At 69.7% G+C, this 21,197-nt stretch carries 18 protein-coding genes; 3 read left to right on the forward strand and 15 right to left on the reverse strand.

Translation table 11 applies throughout. The features are described from left to right. Positions 1-271 precede the first annotated feature (271 nt). The 3 genes from ACIQJT_RS23860 to thyX all read right to left on the reverse strand — a co-directional run bounded on the left by ACIQJT_RS23860 (position 272) and on the right by thyX (position 3,963). Complete coding sequence (locus ACIQJT_RS23860; protein ID WP_365463121.1) at positions 272-1,957, reverse strand: ribonuclease J; 1,686 nt, start codon at positions 1,955-1,957, stop codon at positions 272-274. A gap of 155 nt (positions 1,958-2,112) precedes the next feature. Beyond that, positions 2,113-3,012 carry a 4-hydroxy-tetrahydrodipicolinate synthase gene (gene dapA, locus ACIQJT_RS23865; RefSeq protein WP_365463124.1) on the reverse strand — a complete coding sequence of 300 codons (900 nt, stop codon included), beginning with the start codon at positions 3,010-3,012 and terminating at the stop codon, positions 2,113-2,115. A 210-nt stretch (positions 3,013-3,222) separates the two neighbouring features. Then, on the reverse strand, positions 3,223-3,963 hold the full coding sequence (gene thyX, locus ACIQJT_RS23870) for an FAD-dependent thymidylate synthase (RefSeq protein ID WP_365463127.1): 741 nt from the start codon (positions 3,961-3,963) through the stop codon (positions 3,223-3,225). A 202-nt stretch (positions 3,964-4,165) separates the two neighbouring features. On the opposite strand from thyX, the gene ACIQJT_RS23875 reads away from it, so the two are divergent. Together ACIQJT_RS23875 and ACIQJT_RS23880 are read left to right on the forward strand one after the other, a co-directional pair. Next, positions 4,166-4,405, forward strand: a complete 240-nt coding sequence (locus tag ACIQJT_RS23875; RefSeq protein ID WP_365463332.1) for a hypothetical protein — start codon at positions 4,166-4,168, stop codon at positions 4,403-4,405. 123 nt (positions 4,406-4,528) lie between these two features. Further along, the gene (locus ACIQJT_RS23880) at positions 4,529-5,083 is read left to right on the forward strand and encodes a hypothetical protein (protein ID WP_402646532.1); all 555 of its coding nucleotides are present in this window, start codon (positions 4,529-4,531) and stop codon (positions 5,081-5,083) included. A gap of 67 nt (positions 5,084-5,150) precedes the next feature. Here the strand turns inward: ACIQJT_RS23880 and ACIQJT_RS23885 are convergent, their stop codons facing one another. From ACIQJT_RS23885 to eccD, 6 genes are all read right to left on the reverse strand, one after another. Next, positions 5,151-5,606 carry a hypothetical protein gene (locus tag ACIQJT_RS23885; RefSeq protein ID WP_402646535.1) on the reverse strand — a complete coding sequence of 152 codons (456 nt, stop codon included), beginning with the start codon at positions 5,604-5,606 and terminating at the stop codon, positions 5,151-5,153. Next, on the reverse strand, positions 5,606-6,358 hold the full coding sequence (gene dapB, locus ACIQJT_RS23890) for a 4-hydroxy-tetrahydrodipicolinate reductase (RefSeq protein WP_402646538.1): 753 nt from the start codon (positions 6,356-6,358) through the stop codon (positions 5,606-5,608). The genes ACIQJT_RS23885 and dapB overlap by 1 nt, the downstream gene beginning before the upstream one ends. Before the next feature lie 25 nt (positions 6,359-6,383). Beyond that, positions 6,384-7,763 (reverse strand): M16 family metallopeptidase, encoded by a 1,380-nt coding sequence (locus ACIQJT_RS23895; RefSeq protein ID WP_402646541.1) that lies wholly within the window; start codon positions 7,761-7,763, stop codon positions 6,384-6,386. Beyond that, complete coding sequence (locus ACIQJT_RS23900) at positions 7,760-9,982, reverse strand: polyribonucleotide nucleotidyltransferase (protein WP_365463139.1); 2,223 nt, start codon at positions 9,980-9,982, stop codon at positions 7,760-7,762. Before ACIQJT_RS23900 ends, ACIQJT_RS23895 begins: the two co-directional genes overlap by 4 nt. 323 nt (positions 9,983-10,305) lie before the next feature. Further along, positions 10,306-10,593 carry a 30S ribosomal protein S15 gene (gene rpsO / locus ACIQJT_RS23905; protein WP_005479656.1) on the reverse strand — a complete coding sequence of 96 codons (288 nt, stop codon included), beginning with the start codon at positions 10,591-10,593 and terminating at the stop codon, positions 10,306-10,308. A 255-nt stretch (positions 10,594-10,848) separates the two neighbouring features. Then, positions 10,849-12,312 carry a type VII secretion integral membrane protein EccD gene (gene eccD / locus ACIQJT_RS23910; protein WP_365463142.1) on the reverse strand — a complete coding sequence of 488 codons (1,464 nt, stop codon included), beginning with the start codon at positions 12,310-12,312 and terminating at the stop codon, positions 10,849-10,851. Between the two features lie 261 nt (positions 12,313-12,573). Here eccD and eccCa point away from each other — a divergent pair, with 261 nt between their 5' ends. Beyond that, positions 12,574-16,512 carry a type VII secretion protein EccCa gene (gene eccCa / locus ACIQJT_RS23915; protein ID WP_402646545.1) on the forward strand — a complete coding sequence of 1,313 codons (3,939 nt, stop codon included), beginning with the start codon at positions 12,574-12,576 and terminating at the stop codon, positions 16,510-16,512. Between the two features lie 216 nt (positions 16,513-16,728). On the opposite strand, the gene ACIQJT_RS23920 is transcribed toward eccCa, so the two are convergent. From ACIQJT_RS23920 to ACIQJT_RS23945, 6 genes are all read right to left on the reverse strand, one after another. Beyond that, positions 16,729-17,310, reverse strand: a complete 582-nt coding sequence (locus tag ACIQJT_RS23920) for a hypothetical protein (RefSeq protein WP_402646548.1) — start codon at positions 17,308-17,310, stop codon at positions 16,729-16,731. After that, entirely contained in the window at positions 17,307-17,807 is a 501-nt protein-coding gene (locus ACIQJT_RS23925; RefSeq protein ID WP_402646550.1) for a hypothetical protein, read from the reverse strand. The genes ACIQJT_RS23920 and ACIQJT_RS23925 overlap by 4 nt, the downstream gene beginning before the upstream one ends. Next, on the reverse strand, positions 17,804-18,577 hold the full coding sequence (locus ACIQJT_RS23930; protein ID WP_402646553.1) for a hypothetical protein: 774 nt from the start codon (positions 18,575-18,577) through the stop codon (positions 17,804-17,806). The genes ACIQJT_RS23925 and ACIQJT_RS23930 overlap by 4 nt, the downstream gene beginning before the upstream one ends. A gap of 3 nt (positions 18,578-18,580) precedes the next feature. Then, the gene (locus ACIQJT_RS23935; protein ID WP_402646556.1) at positions 18,581-19,804 is read right to left on the reverse strand and encodes a putative T7SS-secreted protein; all 1,224 of its coding nucleotides are present in this window, start codon (positions 19,802-19,804) and stop codon (positions 18,581-18,583) included. Positions 19,805-19,866: 62 nt separating this feature from the next. Then, the gene (locus ACIQJT_RS23940; RefSeq protein ID WP_007385088.1) at positions 19,867-20,154 is read right to left on the reverse strand and encodes a type VII secretion target; all 288 of its coding nucleotides are present in this window, start codon (positions 20,152-20,154) and stop codon (positions 19,867-19,869) included. A gap of 112 nt (positions 20,155-20,266) precedes the next feature. Continuing rightward, positions 20,267-20,989, reverse strand: a complete 723-nt coding sequence (locus ACIQJT_RS23945; RefSeq protein ID WP_402646559.1) for a hypothetical protein — start codon at positions 20,987-20,989, stop codon at positions 20,267-20,269. Between the last annotated feature and the right edge of the window lie 208 nt (positions 20,990-21,197).

The raw sequence follows: 21,197 nt of genomic DNA on the forward strand, positions 1-21,197 counted from the left end.
TTCGGTCTTGCGTTTCCGACTCTATCAGACCGTTTCCGGTTCCGATTTCCTCGGTGCTTTCCAGGTTCCCGCTTCCGCGTTTCCCTTTCCGGCGGCTCCGACTTTATCAGATGTTCTGAGTCGGAATTCCCGCCCCCTGGAGGCTCGCTCCGGAGCGCGAAGCTGCCGGGTTCCCCCTCGGGCGGAGCCGTAAACGTACTGGAGCGGGGCGCCTCGATGCAAATCGAGGCGCCCCGCTCCACGTTCACTCGGACGGATGTCCGACGGTGCGTCAGACCTCCACCACCACCGGGAGGATCATCGGCCTGCGGCGATACGTGTCGGAGACCCACTTGCCGAGGGTCCGTCGCACCAGCTGCTGGAGCTGGTGGGGTTCGACCACACCGTCCTGCGCGGAGCGCTCCAGGACCTCGGTGATCCTCGGGATCACGTCGGCGAAGGCCGAGTCCTCAATGCCGGAGCCGCGTGCCTGGATGTGCGGGCCGCCCGTGATCTTGCCGGTGGACGAGTCGACGACCAGGAAGACCGAGATGATGCCCTCGTCGCCGAGGATCTTGCGGTCCTTGAGGGCCGGCTCGCCGACATCGCCGACCGAGAGGCCGTCGACGTAGACGTATCCCGCCTGGACCTTGCCCGAGATCTTGGCCTTGCCCTCGACGAGGTCGACGACGACGCCGTCCTCGGCGATGACGATGCGGTCGTGCGGGACGCCGGTGAGGGCGCCGAGCTCGGCGTTGGCGCGCAGGTGGCGCCATTCGCCGTGGACCGGCATCAGGTTCTTCGGGCGGCAGATGTTGTAGAAGTACAGGAGCTCGCCCGCTGAGGCGTGGCCCGAGACGTGCACCTTGGCGTTGCCCTTGTGGACGACCTTGGCGCCCCATCGGGTCAGGCCGTTGATCACGCGGTAGACGGCGTTCTCGTTCCCGGGGATCAGGGAGGACGCGAGGATCACGGTGTCGCCCTGGACGATCCGGATCTGGTGGTCGCGGTTGGCCATGCGGGACAGAGCGGCCATCGGTTCGCCCTGCGAGCCCGTGCAGACCAGGACCACCTCGTGGTCCGGGAGGTCGTCGAGCGTCTTGACGTCGACCACCAGGCCCGGGGGCACCTTCAGATAGCCGAGGTCGCGGGCGATGCCCATGTTGCGGACCATCGAGCGGCCGACGAAGGCGACCCGGCGGCCGTACTCGTGGGCCGCGTCCAGGATCTGCTGGATGCGGTGGATGTGGCTGGCGAAGCTCGCCACGATGATCCGCTTGCGGGCGCCCGCGAAAACCTGCCGCAGGACGTTCGAGATGTCCTTCTCGGGCGGGACGAAGCCCGGGACCTCGGCGTTCGTCGAGTCCGAGAGAAGGAGGTCGATGCCCTCTTCGCTCAGGCGCGCGAAGGCGTGCAGGTCCGTGAGGCGGCCGTCCAGCGGGAGCTGGTCCATCTTGAAGTCGCCGGTGTGGACCACCATGCCCGCGGGGGTGCGGATGGCGACGGCCAGGGCGTCCGGGATGGAGTGGTTCACCGCGACGAACTCGCAGTCGAAGGGGCCGATGCGCTCGCGGTGTCCCTCCGCCACCTCGAGGGTGTACGGACGGATGCGGTGCTCCTGGAGCTTGGCCTCGATCAGCGCGAGGGTCAGCTTGGAGCCGATCAGGGGGATGTCCGGCTTCTCGCGCAGGAGGAAGGGGACGCCGCCGATGTGGTCCTCGTGGCCGTGTGTGAGGACGATGCCCTCGATGTCGTCGAGGCGGTCCCGCACGGACGAGAAGTCCGGCAGGATCAGGTCGATGCCAGGCTGCTCCTCCTCCGGGAAGAGCACGCCGCAGTCGACGATGAGCAGGCGGCCGCCGTACTCGAAGACCGTCATGTTTCGGCCGATCTCGCCGAGACCGCCGAGCGGGGTGACCCGCAGGCCGCCTTCGGGAAGCGGCGGGGGCGGGGCCAGTTCAGGATGCGGATGACTCAAAAGACTCTCCTCACCACGCACGCCACGTACCGGTGGGGCACGTGGCGTGCGTGACGTTCGTGCGTGTAGCAGTTGTCGTTGTGGTGTGCAGGCACCGGTGGCCTGCGTATTCAGTTGTTGAGTCAGGTTGCGCGTCCGGCGCGCGAAGTCTGGTGCTAGAGCTGTACCCCGCCGGCGGCAAGATCGATCTTGAGCTGCGCGATCTCTTCGGGTGAGAGCTCGACCATGGGGGCGCGCAGGGGTCCGGCGGGGAGTCCCTGGAGGGTGAGCGCCGCCTTGGTCGTCATCACGCCCTGGGTGCGGAACACGCCCGTGTAGACGGGGAGCAGCTTCTGGTGGATCTCGGTGGCCTTCTGCACGTCTCCCGAGATGAACGCCTCGACCAGGGCGCGCAGGTCCGGGGTGACCACATGGCCGACGACCGAGACGAAGCCGACCGCGCCCACGGAGAGCAGCGGAAGGTTCAGCATGTCGTCGCCGGAGTACCAGGCGAGGCCGGAGCGGGCGATAGCCCAGCTGGCGCGCCCGAGGTCGCCCTTGGCGTCCTTGTTGGCGACGATCCGCGGGTGCTCGGCGAGCCGGACCAGCGTCTCGGTGCTGATCGGGACCCCGCTGCGGCCGGGGATGTCGTAGAGCATGACGGGCAGCTCGGCGGCGTCGGCGACGGCCTTGAAGTGCCGGTACAGGCCCTCCTGCGGGGGCTTGTTGTAGTACGGCGTCACGATCAGGAGGCCGTGTGCGCCGGCCTTCTCGGCGGACCGGGCCAGCTCGATGCTGTGGTGGGTGTCGTTGGTGCCGACGCCCGCGACGACGTGGGCACGGTCGCCGACCGCCTCCAGTACGGCTCGTACCAGGTCCGATTTCTCCGCGTCGCTGGTGGTGGGGGACTCGCCGGTGGTGCCGTTGACGATCAGGCCGTCGTTGCCTGCGTCCACCAGGTGGGTGGCGAGCCGCTGTGCGCCGTCGAGGTCGAGCGCGCCGTCCGCCGTGAAGGGCGTGACCATGGCGGTGAGGACCCGCCCGAAGGGGGTCTGCGGAGTGGAGGTCGGAGCCATGGGTAACACGCTACTCGTTGCGCAGGGCGGGGTCTGCTCCAGGGGGGAGCGGAAAGTCCGGACAAATGCGGAGCCCGGCACTGCCTGCTCGGGGGTTCAAGCAGTGCCGGGTCCGTTTGATCAGGCTAGATGAACTTCTCTAAATGCCGCAATACGGACACTTCGCACGGTGGACCCGCACATCTGTGCCCGGCGCGAGACCGGCGCCCGTTACGGCGCCACGCGGCCGTTCGCGTTGAAGGCGGCGTAGGTGAGCGGCATGAGCTTCGCCCACTCCGCCTCCATCTTCTCGCCGACCATCTCGATCTCCCGCTGCGGGAAGGACGGCACCTTCGCCTGCTCGTGCTGGGTGCGCAGGCCCAGGAAGTGCATGAGCGAGCGGGCATTGCAGGTGGCGTACATCGAGGAGAACAGGCCGACCGGGAGGACCGAACGGGCGACCTCGCGGGCGACGCCCTGCGCGAGCATCTCCTGGTAGGACCGGTACGCCTGGCGGTACGACTCCTCCATGGCGTGCGCGACGGACTCGTGCTGCTCCGGGGTGCCCTCGACGAAGACGTACTTGCCGGGGCGGCCCTGCTGGACGAGCTTGCGGTCGGCGCCGGGGACGTAGAAGACGGGCTGGAGCTCCCGGTAGCGGCCGGACTCCTCGTTGTACGACCAGCCCACGCGGTGCCGCATGAACTCGCGGAAGACGAGGATCGGGGCGCTGATGAAGAAGGTCATCGAGTTGTGCTCGAAGGGACTGCCGTGCCGGTCCCGCATGAGGTAGTTGATCAGGCCCTTGGAGCGCTCCGGGTCCTTGTTCAGCTCGTCCAGGGACTGCTCTCCGACGGTCGACACCCTGGCGGCGAACAGCACGTCGGAGTCGGCCGCGCTGTGCTTGACCAGTTCGACGGTGACGTCGTCGCGCAGCTCGATCTTGAAATCGTCGTCGGGGGTGGAGGTCACGGTTCGGGGGGTCCTTCCCAGGTCGTTCGGTGGCGACGCCACTCTACGACCCGCCAAACGGGACTTTCAGTGGCGTGACCGAGTTAAGTCGGCGAAACCGGGCACCTTTTGCGGCAACCGCTCGTCTGTACAGACGGCAGCGATTCGTTCGATGCCTGACTCGATCCCTGGCTCCATCCCTGAAGGGAGAAGTACCCCCATGCTGTTGCGTCGGCGCGAACCCGTTCCGTTCGCCTTTGTCGCCGAAGCCGACAGGTTCCGCAGCAATGTCACTCCTCCGCCCCGTGAGCGGGCGTCCGTCGGTGAGGTGGCCGGGCGCTGGCTGCTGGGGCTCACGATCGTCGCCGGACTCGTGGGGTCCCTGGTCCTCGGGATGCCGGCGCTGTCGCAGGATCAGGCGCCCTCGCAGACCCAGCAGTCGCAGGCGTCCGAGGGGCGCTGACCCTCTCCCGCTCCCCGAATGGCGTGGGAGGCACCCCCATTGGGCCTCGAAGGTGGCTCCCGGGGGACCCCGGCGGATAGCCTCACCGGCACAGACCACGCATGGACCGAGTGAGGAACCGCCGTGCCCCTGCCCTTCCTGACGGCCGACCGCGCATTCGAGGCGACGGACGACGTCGCGCTGCCGTTCGACGACCGTGACCACTGGCGGCGCCCCTACCGGCCCGGTCCGTGGCGGGTGGGGGTGGCGGCGGTTCTGCTGCTGCTCGCCTCCTACGTGCTGTTCGCCGCGGTGATCATCGCGCTGACCGACTCGCCGTCCGAGGCCGCGGTGGTGCTCGGCGTCGCGGTGCTGGTCATCGTCGGCGCGCTGCGGCTGCTGCGCATGGGGGTGTGGGTGAGCGCCCGCGGGGTGCGCCGGGTGGGCTTCCTGGTCACTCGTACGGTGCCCTGGGAGCAGGTCGTCGCCGTGCGGACGGCGCAGCAGCCGGTGCGCTGGCTCGGACTGCCGCGCACGGTGCAGGGCCAGGCCCTGACCCTCGTACGGCAGGGCCGGGCGCCGGAGGACCTGCCGCCGCTGCTGACCACGCACAACGCGGACTTCCTCGCGCGCGGCCAGGCGTTCGACCGGGCCGCGGACGCGGTGGAGGCCTGGGCGGCGGAGCACGCGCGGGGCTGATCCGGCAGGACAGACGAAGAAGGGGCCGGTCCGTGTCGGGACCGGCCCCCTTCGACGTGCCGGGACCTCAGAGCTGCTGGACGGGCCTGCCGTCGTGCAGCGCGATCGCGCGCTGCATGGCCTTGCGGGCACGCGGGGTGTCACGGGCGTCGTGGTAGGCCACGGCGAGCCGGAACCAACTGCGCCAGTCGTCGGGGGCCGCTTCCGTCTCGGCCCTGCGCCGGGCGAAGACCTCGTCGGCCGAGTCCCGGTCGATCCGGCCGGAGGGGGTGCGCTTGAGCTCGTCGACGGGCAGGCCGCCCTCGGCGTCGAGCTCGGCGGCGAGGGCGTTGGCCCTGCGGACGAACTGGGTGTTCTTCCACAGGAACCACAGGCCGATCACCGGCAGGACCAGCACCGCGACGCCGAACGTGACGGTGACGAGGGTGCCGGACTGGATCAGCATGACGCCGCGGCTGCCGACCAGGACGAAGTAGAAGACCAGGACGGCGGCCGTGAGGAGGTAGGACAGCTTGGCGCGCATCAGCCCAGGTCCAGGAAGTTCTCCAGGCCGAAGGTCAGGCCCGGGGTCGTGACCACGCGGCGGGCGCCGAGCAGGATGCCGGGCATGAAGCTGCTGTGGTGCAGCGAGTCGTGGCGGATCGTCAGGGTCTCGCCCTCGCCGCCGAGCAGGACCTCCTGGTGGGCGAGGAGACCGCGCAGGCGGACGGAGTGGACCGGGACGCCGTCGACATCCGCGCCCCGCGCGCCGTCCAGGGCCGTCTCGGTGGCGTCCGGGGCCGGAGCCGTGCCCGCCTCCGCGCGGGCCGCCGCGATGAGCTGGGCCGTGCGCGAGGCGGTGCCCGAGGGGGCGTCCACCTTCTTCGGGTGGTGGAGCTCGATGAGCTCCACCGACTCGAAGTACGGTGCCGCGATCTGGGCGAACTTCATGTTCAGGACGGCCCCGACGGAGAAGTTGGGCGCGATGAGCACGCCCGTCTCCGGCGACTGGGCGAGCCAGCCCTTCAGCTGCGCGAGGCGCTCGTCGGTCCAGCCCGTCGTACCGACGACGGCGTGGATGCCGTGGCGGACGCAGTACTCGAGGTTGTCCATCACCGAGACGGGCGTGGTCAGTTCTACGGCGACCTGGGCGCCCGTCTCGGCGAGGGTCTCCAGCTTGTCGCCGCGGCCGAGAGCGGCCACCAGCTCCATGTCCTCGGCGGCCTCGACGGCCTTGACCGCCTCGGAACCGATCCGGCCCCTGGCACCGAGGACCGCCACGCGCAGCTTGCTCATCTTCTTGCTTCCTTAAGGGGAGGGCTTACGCGACCGCTTCGTGCAGCCGGGCCGCCTGCTTGTCCTTCAGCGGGCCGATGACCGACAGCGACGGGCGCCGTCCCAGGATCTCGCGGGCGACCTCACGGACGTCGTCCGGGGTGACCGACGCTATGCGGGACAGCATGTCGTCGACGGACATCTGCTCGCCCCAGCACAGCTCGCTCTTGCCGATGCGGTTCATCAGCGCGCCGGTGTCCTCCAGACCGAGGACCGTGGAGCCCCGGAGCTGGCCGATGGCGCGGCCGATCTCGTCGTCCGAGAGGCCGTGTTCGGCGACCTGGTCGAGCTCGTCGCGGCAGATCTTCAGCACGTCGTGGACCTGCGAGGGCCGGCAGCCGGCGTACACCCCGAACAGGCCGCAGTCGGCGAAGCCGGAGGTGTACGAGTAGACGCTGTACGCCAGTCCGCGCTTCTCCCTGACCTCCTGGAACAGACGCGACGACATGCCGCCGCCGAGCGCGGTGTTCAGCACGCCGAGGGCCCAGCGGCGCTCGTCCGTGCGGGCGAGGCCGGGCATGCCGAGGACGACGTGGGCCTGCTCGGTCTTGCGGCCGAGCAGCTCGACGCGGCCCGCGGTGCGCAGGGCGCGCCTGCCGTCGCGCGGGGCGATGGGCGTGGCGTCGGGGTTCGTGAGGGCGCCGGCCTTCTCGAAGGCGGCACGGACCTGTCGGACGACCTTGTCGTGGTCGACGTTGCCCGCGGCCGCGACCACGAGGTGGGTCGGGTCGTAGTGCTTCTTGTAGAAGCGGCGGATGCGGTCGGCGGTGAGGGCGTTGACGGTGTCTACCGTGCCGAGGACCGGGCGGCCGAGGGGGTTGTCGCCGAACATGGTGTGCGCGAACAGGTCGTGCACGCAGTCGCCCGGGTCGTCCTCGGTCATCGCGATCTCCTCGAGGATCGCGCCGCGCTCGACGTTGACGTCCTCTTCGCGGATGAGGGAGCCCGTGAGCATGTCGCAGACCACGTCGATGGCGAGCGGCAGGTCGGCGTCGAGCACGCGCGCGTAGTAGCACGTGTACTCCTTCGCCGTGAACGCGTTCATCTCGCCGCCGACCGCGTCGAGCGCGGAGGAGATGTCCAGGGCGCTGCGCCTGGCGGTGCCCTTGAAGAGGAGGTGCTCCAGGTAGTGCGTGGCGCCGTTCAGCGAGGGGGTCTCGTCGCGGGAGCCGACGTGCGCCCAGATGCCGAAGGTCGCGGAGCGGACCGAGGGGAGGGTTTCGGTGACGATGCGCAGGCCACCGGGGAGGGTGGTCTTGCGGACGGTGCCGATGCCGTTCTCACCCTTGATGAGGGTTTGGGTACGGGCGACGGCCCGCGCCTCCGAGGAGGTGCGGGCCGTCGCCTTGGAGCCACGGGACGTCACTGGTCGGCGTCGTCCTTCTTCTCGTCGGAGGAACCTTCCTCGCCCTCGATCACGGGGATCAGGGAGAGCTTGCCGCGGGAGTCGATCTCGGCGATCTCGACCTGGACCTTGGCGCCCACGCCGAGCACGTCCTCGACGTTCTCGACGCGCTTGCCGCCGGCCAGCTTGCGGATCTGCGAGATGTGCAGCAGGCCGTCCTTGCCGGGGAGCAGCGAGACGAACGCACCGAAGGTGGTCGTCTTGACGACCGTGCCCAGGTAGCGCTCGCCGACCTCCGGCATGGTCGGGTTGGCGATCGAGTTGATCGTGGTGCGGGCGGCCTCGGCGGCCGGGCCGTCGGCGGCACCGATGTAGATGGTGCCGTCGTCCTCGATCGTGATCTCGGCGCCGGTGTCCTCCTGGATCTGGTTGATCATCTTGCCCTTGGGGCCGATGACCTCGCCGATCTTGTCCACGGGGATCTTGACGGTGATGATCCGCGGGGCGTTCGGGGACATCTCGTCCGGCGTGTCGATCGCTTCCATCATCACGTCGAGGATGTGGAGGCGGGCGTCACGGGCCTGCTTGAGGGCGGCGGCCAGGACGGAGGCGGGGATGCCGTCCAGCTTGGTGTCGAGCTGGAGGGCGGTCACGAACTCCTTGGTGCCGGCGACCTTGAAGTCCATGTCGCCGAAGGCGTCCTCCGCACCGAGGATGTCGGTGAGGGTGACGTAGTGCGTCTCGCCGTCGATCTCCTGGGAGATCAGGCCCATGGCGATACCGGCGACGGGGGCCTTCAGGGGCACACCGGCGTTCAGCAGGGACATGGTGGAGGCGCAGACCGAGCCCATGGACGTCGAGCCGTTGGAGCTCAGCGCCTCGGAGACCTGGCGGATCGCGTAGGGGAACTCCTCGCGCGTCGGCAGGACCGGGATCAGGGCGCGCTCGGCGAGGGCGCCGTGACCGATCTCGCGGCGCTTCGGGGAGCCGACGCGGCCGGTCTCGCCGGTGGAGTACGGCGGGAAGTTGTAGTTGTGCATGTAGCGCTTGCGCGTCACCGGGGAGAGGGTGTCGAGCTGCTGCTCCATGCGGAGCATGTTGAGGGTGGTGACGCCCAGGATCTGGGTCTCGCCGCGCTCGAACACCGCGGAGCCGTGCACGCGCGGGATGGCCTCGACCTCGGCGGCGAGCGTACGGATGTCCGTGACGCCACGGCCGTCGATGCGCTTCTTCTCCTTGATCACGCGCTCGCGGACGAGCTGCTTGGTCAGGGAGCGGTAGGCGGCGGAGATCTCCTTCTCGCGGCCCTCGAACTCCGGGAGGAGCTTCTCGGCGGCCAGACCCTTGACGCGGTCCAGCTCGGCCTCGCGCTCCTGCTTGCCGGCGATGGTCAGCGCGGAGGCGAGCTCCGGCTTGACGGCGGCGGTCAGCGCCTCCAGGACGTCGTCCTGGTAGTCGAGGAAGATCGGGAACTCGCCGGTGGGCTTGGCAGCCTTGGCGGCGAGGTCGGCCTGGGCCTTGCAGAGGACCTTGATGAAGGGCTTCGCGGCCTCGAGACCGGCGGCGACGACCTCCTCGGTCGGGGCCTCGGCGCCGCCCTTGACGAGCTGGATGGTCTTCTCGGTGGCCTCGGCCTCGACCATCATGATCGCGACGTCGCCGTCCTCCAGGGTGCGGCCCGCGACGACCATGTCGAAGACGGCGTCCTCGAGCTCGGAGTGCGTCGGGAAGGCGACCCACTGGCCGTTGATCAGCGCGACGCGGACGCCGCCGATCGGGCCGGAGAAGGGCAGGCCGGCCAGCTGGGTGGACGCGGAGGCGGCGTTGATCGCCACGACGTCGTACAGGTGGTCGGGGTTGAGCGCCATGATGGTGGCGACGACCTGGATCTCGTTGCGCAGGCCCTTCTTGAAGGAGGGGCGCAGCGGGCGGTCGATCAGGCGGCAGGTGAGGATGGCGTCCTCGGAGGGGCGGCCCTCACGGCGGAAGAAGCTGCCGGGGATCTTGCCGGCGGCGTACATCCGCTCCTCGACGTCCACCGTCAGGGGGAAGAAGTCGAGCTGGTCCTTGGGGTTCTTGGAAGCTGTGGTGGCCGACAGCACCATGGTGTCGTCGTCCAGGTACGCCACGGCGGAGCCGGCGGCCTGCTTGGCGAGGCGGCCCGTCTCGAAGCGGATGGTGCGGGTGCCGAAGGAGCCGTTGTCGATGACGGCCTCGGCGTAGTGGGTCTCGTTCTCCACTAGGTGCTCTCCGTTACTTTTCGTCTGCGTATCGTCTTTTGTCCCGATCCGCCCGTGTGGCGGGGGGACCTGCGCGGAGAAGCGCTCCATCTGGTGCGGGCCGGTCTTCGATCGAAGCACCCGGGTTCGCAAGGCCCGGGGGCCACTACCGAGGACCGGCGGCGGCGAGGCGCACTTCTCCTCGTGGTACTGCTTGCTACTGCGCTGTGCTACCACACTACAAAGCGGGTGTGACACCGCGCACGTTTCCGTACGTACGGTGAGCACGTACGGCAAAGGGAGCGGCCCCCGATCGTTTCGGGAACCGCTCCCCTCACGGCGTCCTACTTGGCGCCCGCCGCACCGCGGCGGATGCCGAGGCGGTCGACCAGCGCACGGAAGCGCTGGATGTCCTTCTTCGCCAGGTACTGGAGAAGGCGACGGCGCTGACCGACCAGGATCAGCAGACCACGACGGGAGTGGTGGTCGTGCTTGTGGGTCTTGAGGTGCTCGGTCAGGTCCGAGATACGGCGCGAGAGCATCGCGACCTGGACCTCGGGGGAGCCGGTGTCGCCCTCCTTGGTACCGAACTCGGTGATGATCTGCTTCTTCGTAGCGGCGTCGAGCGACACGCGTACTCCTCGTAGTCTCTTGGGTAGCCACCGAGTGCCCCTGGTCCACTTCTCAGGGGAGCTTCCGTTACTCGGGAGGCGGGGATCCGCTGGGCGCGGCCTCCAGAGCGATCAGCTCCGGGGGTGCGTACACAAACGGCCATCAGCCAGGGTATCAGCCCGGCAGCGGTGCCCCGGCCCACGCCGGCGTCGTACGAACGACGAGGCGGCTGCCACCCGTGTGGGTGACAGCCGCTGTCGACGCTCGCAGGGACCTCAGCTGGTCATGCCGCGGGCCGCCGCGTACAGGTCGAGGACGGCGAGGCAGAGCGGGACCAGGGAGAGGAGGACCGCGCCCTCGCTCAGGTCGAGCATCCGGCCCCAGAACGGGGTGACGCCCTTGCGCGGCACGATCAGGGCGATGGCCACCAGCAGCGTGGCGCCGAGGGCCACCGCGGCCGACAGCCAGATGGTGCGGATGTCGAGCGGGGCGCTGTTGTGGTCGTAGACGAGCTCCTTGATGATGTCGGCCGGCGGATTCAGGGCGAGGCCCAGGACCAGCAGGCTGACCGTGACGATGCCCGAGAGCATCAGGGTCACGACCTGGGACGTGTACAGGAACAGACGGGCCCGCATCAACATGGCGAGGCCGGCCGCCAGCGACAGGAGCTGGGCCCAGCCGTTGCTGGAGAAGCCCAGCACCACACCGGCGGAGGCGACACCGGCGACCGCGCAGCCGCCGACGAGGCCGAGCAGCAGTTCGTGGCCGCGGCGGGCCTGGTCGGTGATGAGCTGGTAGTCGACCGGCTCCTGCTCCTGCTGGTCCTCGGCGCGGCCGCGCTTGGCGATCTGGTCGGGCGAGCGGAAGCCGATGGGCAGCCGGGAGAAGCGGGCGGACCAGCCGGGCAGGAAGCCGATGACGGCGATCATGACGACGGCGGTGACGGCGGCGGCCTCGCGCGGTTCGGCCTCGGAGACGATCGCGGCGAAGGTGGCGAGGACACCGATGCCGGCGCCGAACGCGGCGGCGATGAACGGCGCGTCGCTCTGCGGCAGCATCAGGACGAGCAGGACGGCGGCGACGAGGACGACGGCGAAGCCGATGAGGAGGTTCAGCCGCCCGGGGCCCTCGCCCGCGTCGAGGCCGATGATGCCGGAGCCGCCGACCATCAGGTGCGGCAGTGAGGCGAGTCCGAGGGCGACGGCCGCGCGGTGGTCGTCGTACACGCGCGCGCGTACGGAGGCGAGCGCGACGAGGACGGCTCCGGTGACGCCGGCGATGACGCCGGGCAGGCCGTGCATGTCGTGGCGCAGCGGCTCGGAGAACCAGAGCGCCAGCGCCATCATGGTCAGCAGCAGCGCGCCCGCGGTCAGGCCGACGACGCGCATCATGCCGTCGTTCCAGCTCCGCCGGTCGGCCTCGACGGCAGCGGCCACGGCGTCGACGACGTCGTCGAAGACGGCGGGCGGCAGGGAGTCCGCGAATGGCCGCAGGAGCAGCAATTCGCCATCGCGTATCTGCTGTTCGGCGAGCGAGCGGCCGTCGTCGAGGACGGAGCCGTCCCTGCGTACGAGGTTGTACCCGGTGGGCGCGGCCTCTTCGGGAGTCTGCCCCGACAGCCGAAGGATCTCCGGGTAGACGTCAGAGAGCGGCACGTCCTCGGGGAGTGCCACATCGATCCGGCTGTTCGGTGCCGCCACCGTGACCCGGCAGAATCCGGTTGCTGAAACCGTACTCACCTGACGGTTCCCCCTAGTCCAGTACTCGGTGATTCGTCGCGGTTTGCCAGGGCGAAACCCGCTCCGCGCATCGTTTGGAGCGTCACCCTACCGTCCCCTTGCGGCATCTCCTCATCCCCTCCCGGCTCAAGGGGCCCGCAGAACAGTAGGATCAACGCCCGACTCATGAGTTGGCCAAGCCCCATGAAGTCGACGAACATACGGGGGCCGTCACGACGGGGGCGGTTCGACATTGCTATCGCGTGAAGGACTGGTGGATCGGTGAGCGTTGTCATCGTCAAGCGCCCGCCGCGGGTTTACCCGCCGGAGGTGCCGAGTGAGGAGGTCAAGCTCGAGTCCCCTCCCGAACTCCCTCGTACCGAGGACGACAGCCTGCTGATGAACCTGCTGCCCATGCTGGGCATGGGCTCGTCGGCGGCGTTCTTCTTCATGCCCGGCGCCCAGGGCTTCATGAAGATCATGGGCATGCTGATGATGGCGTCCACGGTCGCCATGCTGGTCGCCCAGATAGTGCGGGCCCGCAAGGGACCCTCCGGTCAGATGGCCGAGGCCCGCCGCGACTACCTCAAGTACCTGGCGCAGAAGCGTCGCGAGGTGCGGCGCACGGTGCACAAGCAGCGGGACGCCCAGTACTACCTGCACCCGGCGCCGGAGCAGCTCTGGGCGCTGGTCGCCGAGGGCTCGCGGCTGTGGGAACGCCGTTCCACGGACCCGGACTTCGCGCAGGTGCGCATCGGCCTCGGCCCGCAGCAGCTCGCCACCCCGCTGGTCGCCCCCGACACCGCCCCGGTGGACGAGCTGGAGCCGCTGACCGCGCACGCGATGCAGCAGTTCATCGCGAGCTACGGCACGCTGGGCGAACTCCCGCTGGCGATCGGGCTGCGCTCCTTCTACCACGTGACGATCTCCGGCGACGCCGAGACGGTCTACGGCCAGACCCGTTCGGTGGTCGGCCAGTTGGCCTCGCTGCACTCGCCCGAGGACGTGGTGATCGCGGTCGTGGCCTCGCCGGGCGCGGCGGTGGACTGGGAGTGGACCAAGTGGCTGCCGCACATGCAGCACAAGGAGTCCGACGGTGCCGGCAGCCGTCGTCTGCTCTGCTACGACCTCGGCGAGCTGGAGGAGATGATCGCCCACCAGCTGGAGGGCCGCCCGCGCTGGAGCCGGGACGGCTCGCCGGTGCTGGACCAGCCGCACGTGGTCGTCGTCCTCGACGGCGGCGGGGTGCCCGCGGACTCGGTGCTCGCCTCGGCGGAGGGCCTCCAGGGCGTGACCATCATCGAGGTGGTGCCCGGTGAACTCGACGAGGCGCGGGGCTCGTTGTCGGTGCGGGTGTGGCCCGAGGCCATGGAGCTGGAGGCGGGCACGGGTGTCTTCACCGGTGTCCCCGACGTGCTGTCGCAGGCCCAGGCCGAGTCGCTGGCCCGGCAGCTCGCCCCGCTGCGCCTCGGTGCCGCCGACGCGGACGAACCGCTGCTGGCGAACCTGGACTTCACCGACCTCATGCAGATCGGTGACGCGGCGAGCGTGGACGTCTCGCGCACCTGGCGGCCGCGCACGCTGCACGAGCGGCTGCGGGTGCCGATCGGTCTCGGCGAGAACGGCGAGCCGGTCATGCTGGACATCAAGGAGGCCTCGCAGGAGGGCATGGGCCCGCACGGGCTGTGCGTCGGCGCCACCGGTTCCGGAAAGTCGGAGCTGCTGCGCACGCTGGTGCTGGGCCTCGCGGTCACGCACTCCTCCGAGACCCTCAACTTCGTCCTCGCGGACTTCAAGGGCGGTGCCACCTTCACCGGCATGGGCTCCATGCCGCACGTCTCCGCGGTCATCACCAACCTGGCCGACGAGCTCACCCTCGTCGACCGCATGCGCGACTCCATCACCGGTGAGCTGACCCGCCGCCAGGAGCTCCTGCGGACGGCCGGCAACTACGCCAACATCACCGACTACGAGAAGGCCCGCGCCGCCGGTGCCGCCCTCGACCCGCTGCCCTCGCTGGTCCTGATCATCGACGAGTTCAGCGAACTCCTCGCCGCCAAGCCGGACTTCATCGAGATGTTCATCCAGATCGGCCGGATCGGCCGTTCGCTGGGTGTGCACATGCTGCTCGCCTCGCAGCGCCTGGAGGAGGGCAAGCTGCGCGGCCTCGACACCTTCCTGTCGTACCGCATCGGCCTGCGCACCTTCTCGGCGGCCGAGTCCCGTACGGCGATCGGCGTGCCCGACGCGTACCACCTGCCGAACGTCCCCGGCGCGGGCATCCTCAAGTACGACACCGAGACGATGGTGCAGTTCAAGGCCGCGTACGTGTCCGGCACCTACCGGCCGAACGGGCCGATGGCGCAGGGCGGCGGCCGGATCGACCGCTCTCCCGTGCTGTTCACCGCGGCGCCGGTGCCGGTGCGCATCCTCGCCGAGCCGGAGCCGGAGACCCGGGGCAACCAGATCGACGACGCGCTCGCCGACACCGTCCTCGACGTCATCGTCAGCCGTCTGGAGGGCCAGGGTCCGCCCGCCCACCAGGTGTGGCTGCCGCCGCTGGACGAGCCGTTCAGCCTCGACCAGGTGCTGCCGGCCCTCGGCGTCAGCCCGGAGCGCGGTCTGCACGCCGAGGGCTACCACGCCCAGAGCAAGCTGATCGTCCCGGTCGGCCTGGTCGACAAGCCCTTCGAGCAGCGCCGTGACGTCATGTACGCGGACCTGTCGGGTTCCGCCGGTCACGCGCTGATCGTGGGCGGTCCGCAGTCCGGCAAGTCGACGCTCGTGCGCACGATGATCACGTCGTTCGCGCTCACGCACACTCCGGCCGAAGTGCAGTTCTACGCCCTCGACTTCGGCGGCGGCGGCATGCTCGCACTGGAGAACCTGGCCCATGTGGGCGGCGCCGCCTCGCGGTTGGACCAGGAGAAGGTGCGTCGTACGGTCGCGGAGGTGCACGGCATCCTCAACGCCCGTGAGGAGTTCTTCCGCTCCAAGAGCATCGACTCCATGCACACCTTCCGCTCCCGCCGGGCGCAGGGGCACTACCCCGACCAGCAGTGGGGCGACGTCTTCCTCATCATCGACGGCTGGGGGACGTTCAAGAACGACTACGAGATGCTCGACCCGGTCATCGCGGACATCGCGACCCGTGGTCTCGGCTTCGGTGTCCACCTGATCATCACCGCGACCCGGTACACCGAGATGCGGCCGGCGCTGCGCGACCAGATCCTGAGCCGGCTCGAACTGCGGCTCGGTGACGCCATGGAGTCGGAGTTCGACCGCAAGCGGGCCGAGAACGTGCCGATGGGCAAGCCCGGCCGCGGTCTGTCCCCGGAGAAGCTGGACTACCTGGCCGCCACCCCCCGTATCGACGGGTCGACGCAGGTGGAGGACCTCGCCGACGGCATGGCGAACCTCGTGCAGAGCGTCAACAGCGCCTGGCAGGGCCCGACGGCCCCGAAGGTGCGGATGCTGCCGACCATGCTGCACGCCTCCGAGCTGCCCGGCGGCGGCGACTTCGGCAGCCGGGGCATCGCGGTCGGCGTCGACGAGCTCACCCTCTCGCCGGTCTTTGTGGACTTCGAGACCGACCCGCTGTTCGTCATCTACGGCGAGAGCGAGTCCGGCAAGTCCTCGCTGCTGCGGTTCATGGCCAAGCAGATCTCCGAGCGGTACGCCCCCGACAAGGCGCTGTTCGTGGTCTCGGACTTCCGGCGCGCGCTGCTCGGCCAGGTGCCCGAGAGCCACATGTACAAGTACTGCGCCTCGGGTCCGCAGCTCCAGGAGGTCATGGAGTCGCTGGCCGGTTCGATGAGCCGCCGTATGCCGGGCCCGGACGTGACGCCGGACCAGCTCCGCAACCGCTCCTGGTACAGCGAGCCCGACGCGTTCATCTTCATCGACGACTACGACCTCGTCGCCACGTCGATGGGCAACCCGATGTCGGTGCTCCTGGAGTACCTGCCGTTCGCGCGTGACCTGGGTCTGCGGATCATCCTGGCCCGCACCACGTCCGGCGCCTCGCGCTCCTCCTTCGAGCCGGTCCTCACCCGGATCAAGGAACTCGGCGCGCAGGGCATCGTGCTGTCCGGCGACCCGTCGGAGGGCCCGGTGTTCAACAACATCAAGGCCGCGCCGATGCCTCCGGGCCGCGGCCAGTTCATCTCCCGCCGGTCGAGCGGGCAGCTCGTGCAGACGGGTTACCTGCCGGAGAGCTGAGCCGGGTGTTCGTGGGGAGGGACGGACCGCAGACGCGGTCCGTCCCTTTCTTTGTTCCTGTGCCGGAGTACTCGCCAGACGGCGTACGAAGACGCGGCGACCCGGTGGGCCCCGAGGCACGGGAACGGGCCGAAGCCATCGGGGTGCGGGTCGGCCGAGACGGCGACGGCGGCGCCCGGAGAGGGAGCCGCCGTCGCCCGTACGCGTGCCGTGCGGTCAGGTGGACCAGAAGTGCAGGACCGCCTGGGCGTAGGCCACGCGGGGGTCGAGCCGGGAGGAGCGGAGCTTGTACTTGTCGGTGATGCCGTAGAACTTCAGCGGCGCGGGGCCGAAGCCGCCGGAGCGCCAGGCGGTGCGGGACGGGAGGTGCCAGTCGATGCCGTAACCGCCGATGAGGCTCGCCGCGCTGTAGAGCAGCGTCAGGGGGAACAGGACGACGTACACGGCCCACGCGCCCACGGTTCCGGCTCGTCCGACCAGCCGTGTGCCGTCGGGGAGTTCCATCTCGTACCGGCGTCCGCCGGCCGGCGGGCGGAGCAGGGCGAGCACGGAACCGTCGGGTGCCGTCACGGTCAGCGCGTCGTCCCGGCCCCGTCGGGCCACTGCGCACAACGGCTTCTGTCCCGCCTGGTCCTCGTAGAGGGTGAAGTCGGTGGCGAGGCCCTCGGGTGTGCCGTCGTCCGAGGAGCCTCGTGCGACGTAGACGGGATGTCCGCCTCGCACCTTGATGACACTCTGGAGGTTGAGGGCCGTGGTGCCCCGGTCGGCCTGCGCGTGCACGCCAAAAACAGTCGTCATCGCCATCTCTTTCCAGTGACCGGCTTCAGCCAGCCAGGCAGTCCGTGATGCGGGAGTCCCGCCGCCGACAAGACCTGAAGGTACCCGTTGACCTGGTCGCGGGTCCCACCGCGCAGCCAGACGCGGCGGAGCCGGAACGCCCGGGCCAGCAGGTACACGCTGAGCGCCAGGAGGAGCACCACCGGCGTCCAGAGGATCGCGTCGACCGCCGGTTCGGAGGCGGACCGGTCGGCGGTGTCGATCAGGAACCACGCACCGACCGCTCCGGGTACGAGCAGCAGACCGCCCCACGCGCCGCTCGAGTTCATCCGGCCCAGCAGCCGTCGGTGACGGTGCAGCATGGCCGCGACCTGCGCGTCGGCGAGGTAGTCGATGCCCCGCTCGGCACCGATCGTCCGTGCCCTCTCGGCCAGGCCCGGCACCGTCGCCAGCTGCGCGCCACGGACCTGCAACAGGTCGAGGGCCTCGGCGGGGACGGTGCCGTCGGCGCTGTTCATCCGAACACGTCTCGCACGGACTTCGCCTGAAGGGGGGCCTCGGCTCCGCTCGCCGTGTCCGTCGGGGGGCTGGGGGGAGGGTTCTCCGGCTGCTGCGGAAGCGGGGCCGCCTGGCTCGGCCTGTCGGGTTCGTTCAGCTCGACGGTGTTCACGATGTTGAAGAAGAGGTCGGAGTACAGGTCCCAGTCCTGCATGCACGGAGTGCTGAGCTCGAACAGCGCCAGCTCCGCCTCCCTGCGCAGCGGCAGGAAGACGGCGATCTTCCCGACCTCCACGTCCTCGGGGCGGCCGGAGTCGGTGAACTCCGCCGGGAGGGTCGTGACGTCCGCGGTGAACCGGACCGCCGCCTCGCCCGCCGTGAGCCACACCGTCTCGACCTGGGCCTCGTCCCCGCCGAGGCCCACGAGCTCGGCGGCCACGCTCGACGCGGTCATCCTCTGGCCGTCCGGCACGGACTCCAGCAGGGCGGCCGTCACCGTCGCCGTGCTGCGCCGCCCGTCGAGGTCGAGCAGACAGAAACCGGCGTAACTGACCCCGGCGTCCATCATCTGGGCGACCAGAGGCAGTTGGGTCGCCGCGTACTGGAACCAGAGCTCGGGGGTGGCCTGCGGATAGATGTCCTGCGCCAGCTCCATCAGCGCCTGGCCGACCTGCTCCTCGCTCTCGTAGACGGGGAGTTCGTAGAAGGCGGGCGGTACGCGGAAGGTCAGGCGCTCGGTGGTGACGGCCGCGGAACCGGCCGAGCCGTCGCCGGGAAGCATGCTGTTCATCGGTTACGCCGCTCCCGCCGCCGACATGAACGCGTTGCTGGACGGCGCGGGTGCCGCCTTGGTCTCGGAGCCGGCGCCCGAGATGAGGCCGAAGGCCAGGCCCACGCCCTTGATGCCGCCCATCGTGCCGCGCATCAGCCCGCTGCCGACGTCCACGGCCTCGTCGGTGAGGCCCATCGCCTTGCCCGCGCGCGCCAGGCCCTTGTACATGAGGCCGTCGGCCATGCCCCGGGCCATGTTGACCGAGGTCGCCATCTCGTCGGCGTGGGAGAAGACACCGGCGAGCCGCTCTCCGGTCGCCGCGGCCCTGGCGGCCTTTGCGCCCGCCGTGATGCCCTTGACCGCTCCGATGCCCGGCAGCACACCGAGGCCGGCGCCGACCCAGTCCATCACGCCGACCTTCTCGCCCCGGGCCGTCTTGACCCCGTAGCCGGCGAGCGCGAGGGCGCTGGCGCCGATGGCGAGTCCACCGAGGATCGCGCCCACGGGCGGGATGGCCATGGTCGCCAGGGAGAGGATCGACAGCACGGACCCGATCTTGGAGAACAGGTCCGCGTGGTCGGCGAGGAAGTCCGTGAAGCCGTCCCAGGCGGCCTTCAGGCCGTCCCCGATCGACTCCCAGATGCTGATGTCCGGCGGCCGGTTGTTCGCGGCCTCGCGAATCGCCTTCTCGGCCTTGGACGCCTGCTCGTCCCAGTACCTGCGCAGCGCCTCGGCGTTGTCGAGGAGGAGCTGGAGGTCGGACGCGGCGTCCTTGGCCGCCGCCGAGGCCGAGTTGGCCTCCTCGGAGAGGGCCTTGGCCTGCTGCTCGGTGAGCTGCTGGAACCGGGCGCCCTCGATCTTGACGTTGACCCGGTCGACGTCGGCGTTCTTCTGGTCGAGCCGCTTGCGGGCCTCGACGGCGCGCTCCTCCAGGTTCTTGGCCTGGCGCTGCATGGTCTGCAGTTCGTCGTGCCAGCCGCGCAGCGCCCGCGAGCAGGCCGCCATCGACTCGTGGCCCTGCTGGAGGTACTTGGGCAGCTCGCCGACCTTCTCCTGGAACTTCTTGGCGGCCTCGCCGTCCCACACACCGTCGGTCTTGCCGATGCTCACGAGCATCTCGCGCATCTCGTCGAGCTCGTCCCCGACCGTCTTGACGTCGTACGCCAGCGACTCGATCGTGTGCAGGTCGCCCTTGGCCGGATTGAACGTCAGACCTGGCCAGTTGGGATCGTCGAACATCCCCATCGTCTTCTCCCCGTTGCTTGCGGTTGCTTGTGTGCGAGTCGTCGGTGCGGTGGCGGCCGGGGCTACTTCTGGCTGAAGCCCTTCTGCAGTTCCTGGTCGGTCGTCTGGTACATCTCGACCGTCTTCTGCAGGCCCTCGTGCAGGGTCTTGGAGGCGTCGGCGATCCGCTTGATGCCGTCGCCCCAGGCGTCCTGGAAGTCGTCACAGGCGTTGTCGAGACCGTCGGTGCCGAGGCCCTTCGGGCCCACCTTGTTCAGCCGCTGCTGCGCGCCCCGCATGCGGTCGTCCACCTGGTCCAACCTGTTGATCAGGGTCTTCATGCGATCGACATCGATCTGGAAGTCCGCCATCCCCGTGTCTCCCCGTAGTCGTGATCCAGTCAACGGCGCTCAGATTATCGGAGCACCAAGTCCCCGGACACCGGGGGACGTTCGCTGTCGCCAATTTGCGACTTGTACATGTTTACGCCCGGTCCCACACGTGCAGCACGGCCTGCGCGTAGGCCAACCGGCGGTCCAGCCGCGACGCTGCGAGACGGTACACGTGGCCGGTCCGGTACTCGACGACGACGTCCTGTTCGTCGGCCGCACACCATCGCGTCCACGTCGGAGGCTCCATCTCCCAGGCGGCTTCCTTCCGGGCCTCGCCCTTCTCCCCGAGGAGCAGCCAGACCGCGCCCTGCGCGGCCATGACCGCCCAGCACGCGAAGTAGAGCGGGGAGATCAGCAGGAACACCGTCCACCCCTTGCGGGTCCCGACGACTCCGTCCACAGACGGGCCTCCGCCGACGGGCCGCACACTCCACCGCACGCGACGCGGCCAGGGCAGGATCCGGCCGCCACGCCGGGTGATCCACCCGATCGGGGCGCCGTCGTCGCCGTACACCTCGTACGCGCCCGGGCCGCTGGACCGAATCGAGCAGAGGGGCTCGGCTTTCGGACCGCTCACGGTGAACGGCGGACGGGCCTGGCGTCCGCCCTTCGGGGCGTCCCGGGGCACATGGACGTACGCGAGCGGTTCGCCCTCCGTGCCGGGGCCGCTCTGTCGGACGGTGACCGCGCACTCCCCCGCCTCGACCCGGTCGTACCTGCGCAGCCCCTGGTTCGGGACCTCGATCACGACCTCCGACGGGGCGGAGGTCCGCGGTGGGAACTGCGGGGCCCCGGACCGACTGCTGTGGTTCATGACCGCCCCGTGTCGATGCGATGGATGAGAACGGTCGACAGACTGCCAAAGGTCGGTCGGCGCGGTCGCGACCGGGTGATGGGTGGACGAGTCGTCCACAGGACGTTCACGGGATGTTCCCGGGAGCCTCGCCTTTCCGGCCGCGAAGGGGGGTCGGTACCGGGCCGGCCGTCGCTCGGCGGCTGCCCGCACAAAGGCCGCCGTCGCT

The sequence above is a fragment of the Streptomyces sp. NPDC091972 genome (assembly GCF_044756385.1).
Classification (GTDB): Bacteria; Actinomycetota; Actinomycetes; order Streptomycetales; family Streptomycetaceae; genus Streptomyces.

Excerpts from the sequence above, each read along its gene's own strand:
- dapA (WP_365463124.1), bottom strand. The coding sequence starts at position 3,012 with ATGGCTCCGACCTCCACTCCGCAGACCCCCTTCGGGCGGGTCCTCACC.
- ACIQJT_RS23885 (WP_402646535.1), bottom strand. The coding sequence starts at position 5,606 with ATGCGCGCCAAGCTGTCCTACCTCCTCACGGCCGCCGTCCTGGTCTTC.
- dapB (WP_402646538.1), bottom strand. The coding sequence starts at position 6,358 with ATGAGCAAGCTGCGCGTGGCGGTCCTCGGTGCCAGGGGCCGGATCGGT.
- ACIQJT_RS23920 (WP_402646548.1), bottom strand. The coding sequence starts at position 17,310 with ATGACGACTGTTTTTGGCGTGCACGCGCAGGCCGACCGGGGCACCACG.
- ACIQJT_RS23925 (WP_402646550.1), bottom strand. The coding sequence starts at position 17,807 with ATGAACAGCGCCGACGGCACCGTCCCCGCCGAGGCCCTCGACCTGTTG.
- ACIQJT_RS23930 (WP_402646553.1), bottom strand. The coding sequence starts at position 18,577 with ATGAACAGCATGCTTCCCGGCGACGGCTCGGCCGGTTCCGCGGCCGTC.
- ACIQJT_RS23935 (WP_402646556.1), bottom strand. The coding sequence starts at position 19,804 with ATGGGGATGTTCGACGATCCCAACTGGCCAGGTCTGACGTTCAATCCG.
- ACIQJT_RS23940 (WP_007385088.1), bottom strand. The coding sequence starts at position 20,154 with ATGGCGGACTTCCAGATCGATGTCGATCGCATGAAGACCCTGATCAAC.
- ACIQJT_RS23945 (WP_402646559.1), bottom strand. The coding sequence starts at position 20,989 with ATGAACCACAGCAGTCGGTCCGGGGCCCCGCAGTTCCCACCGCGGACC.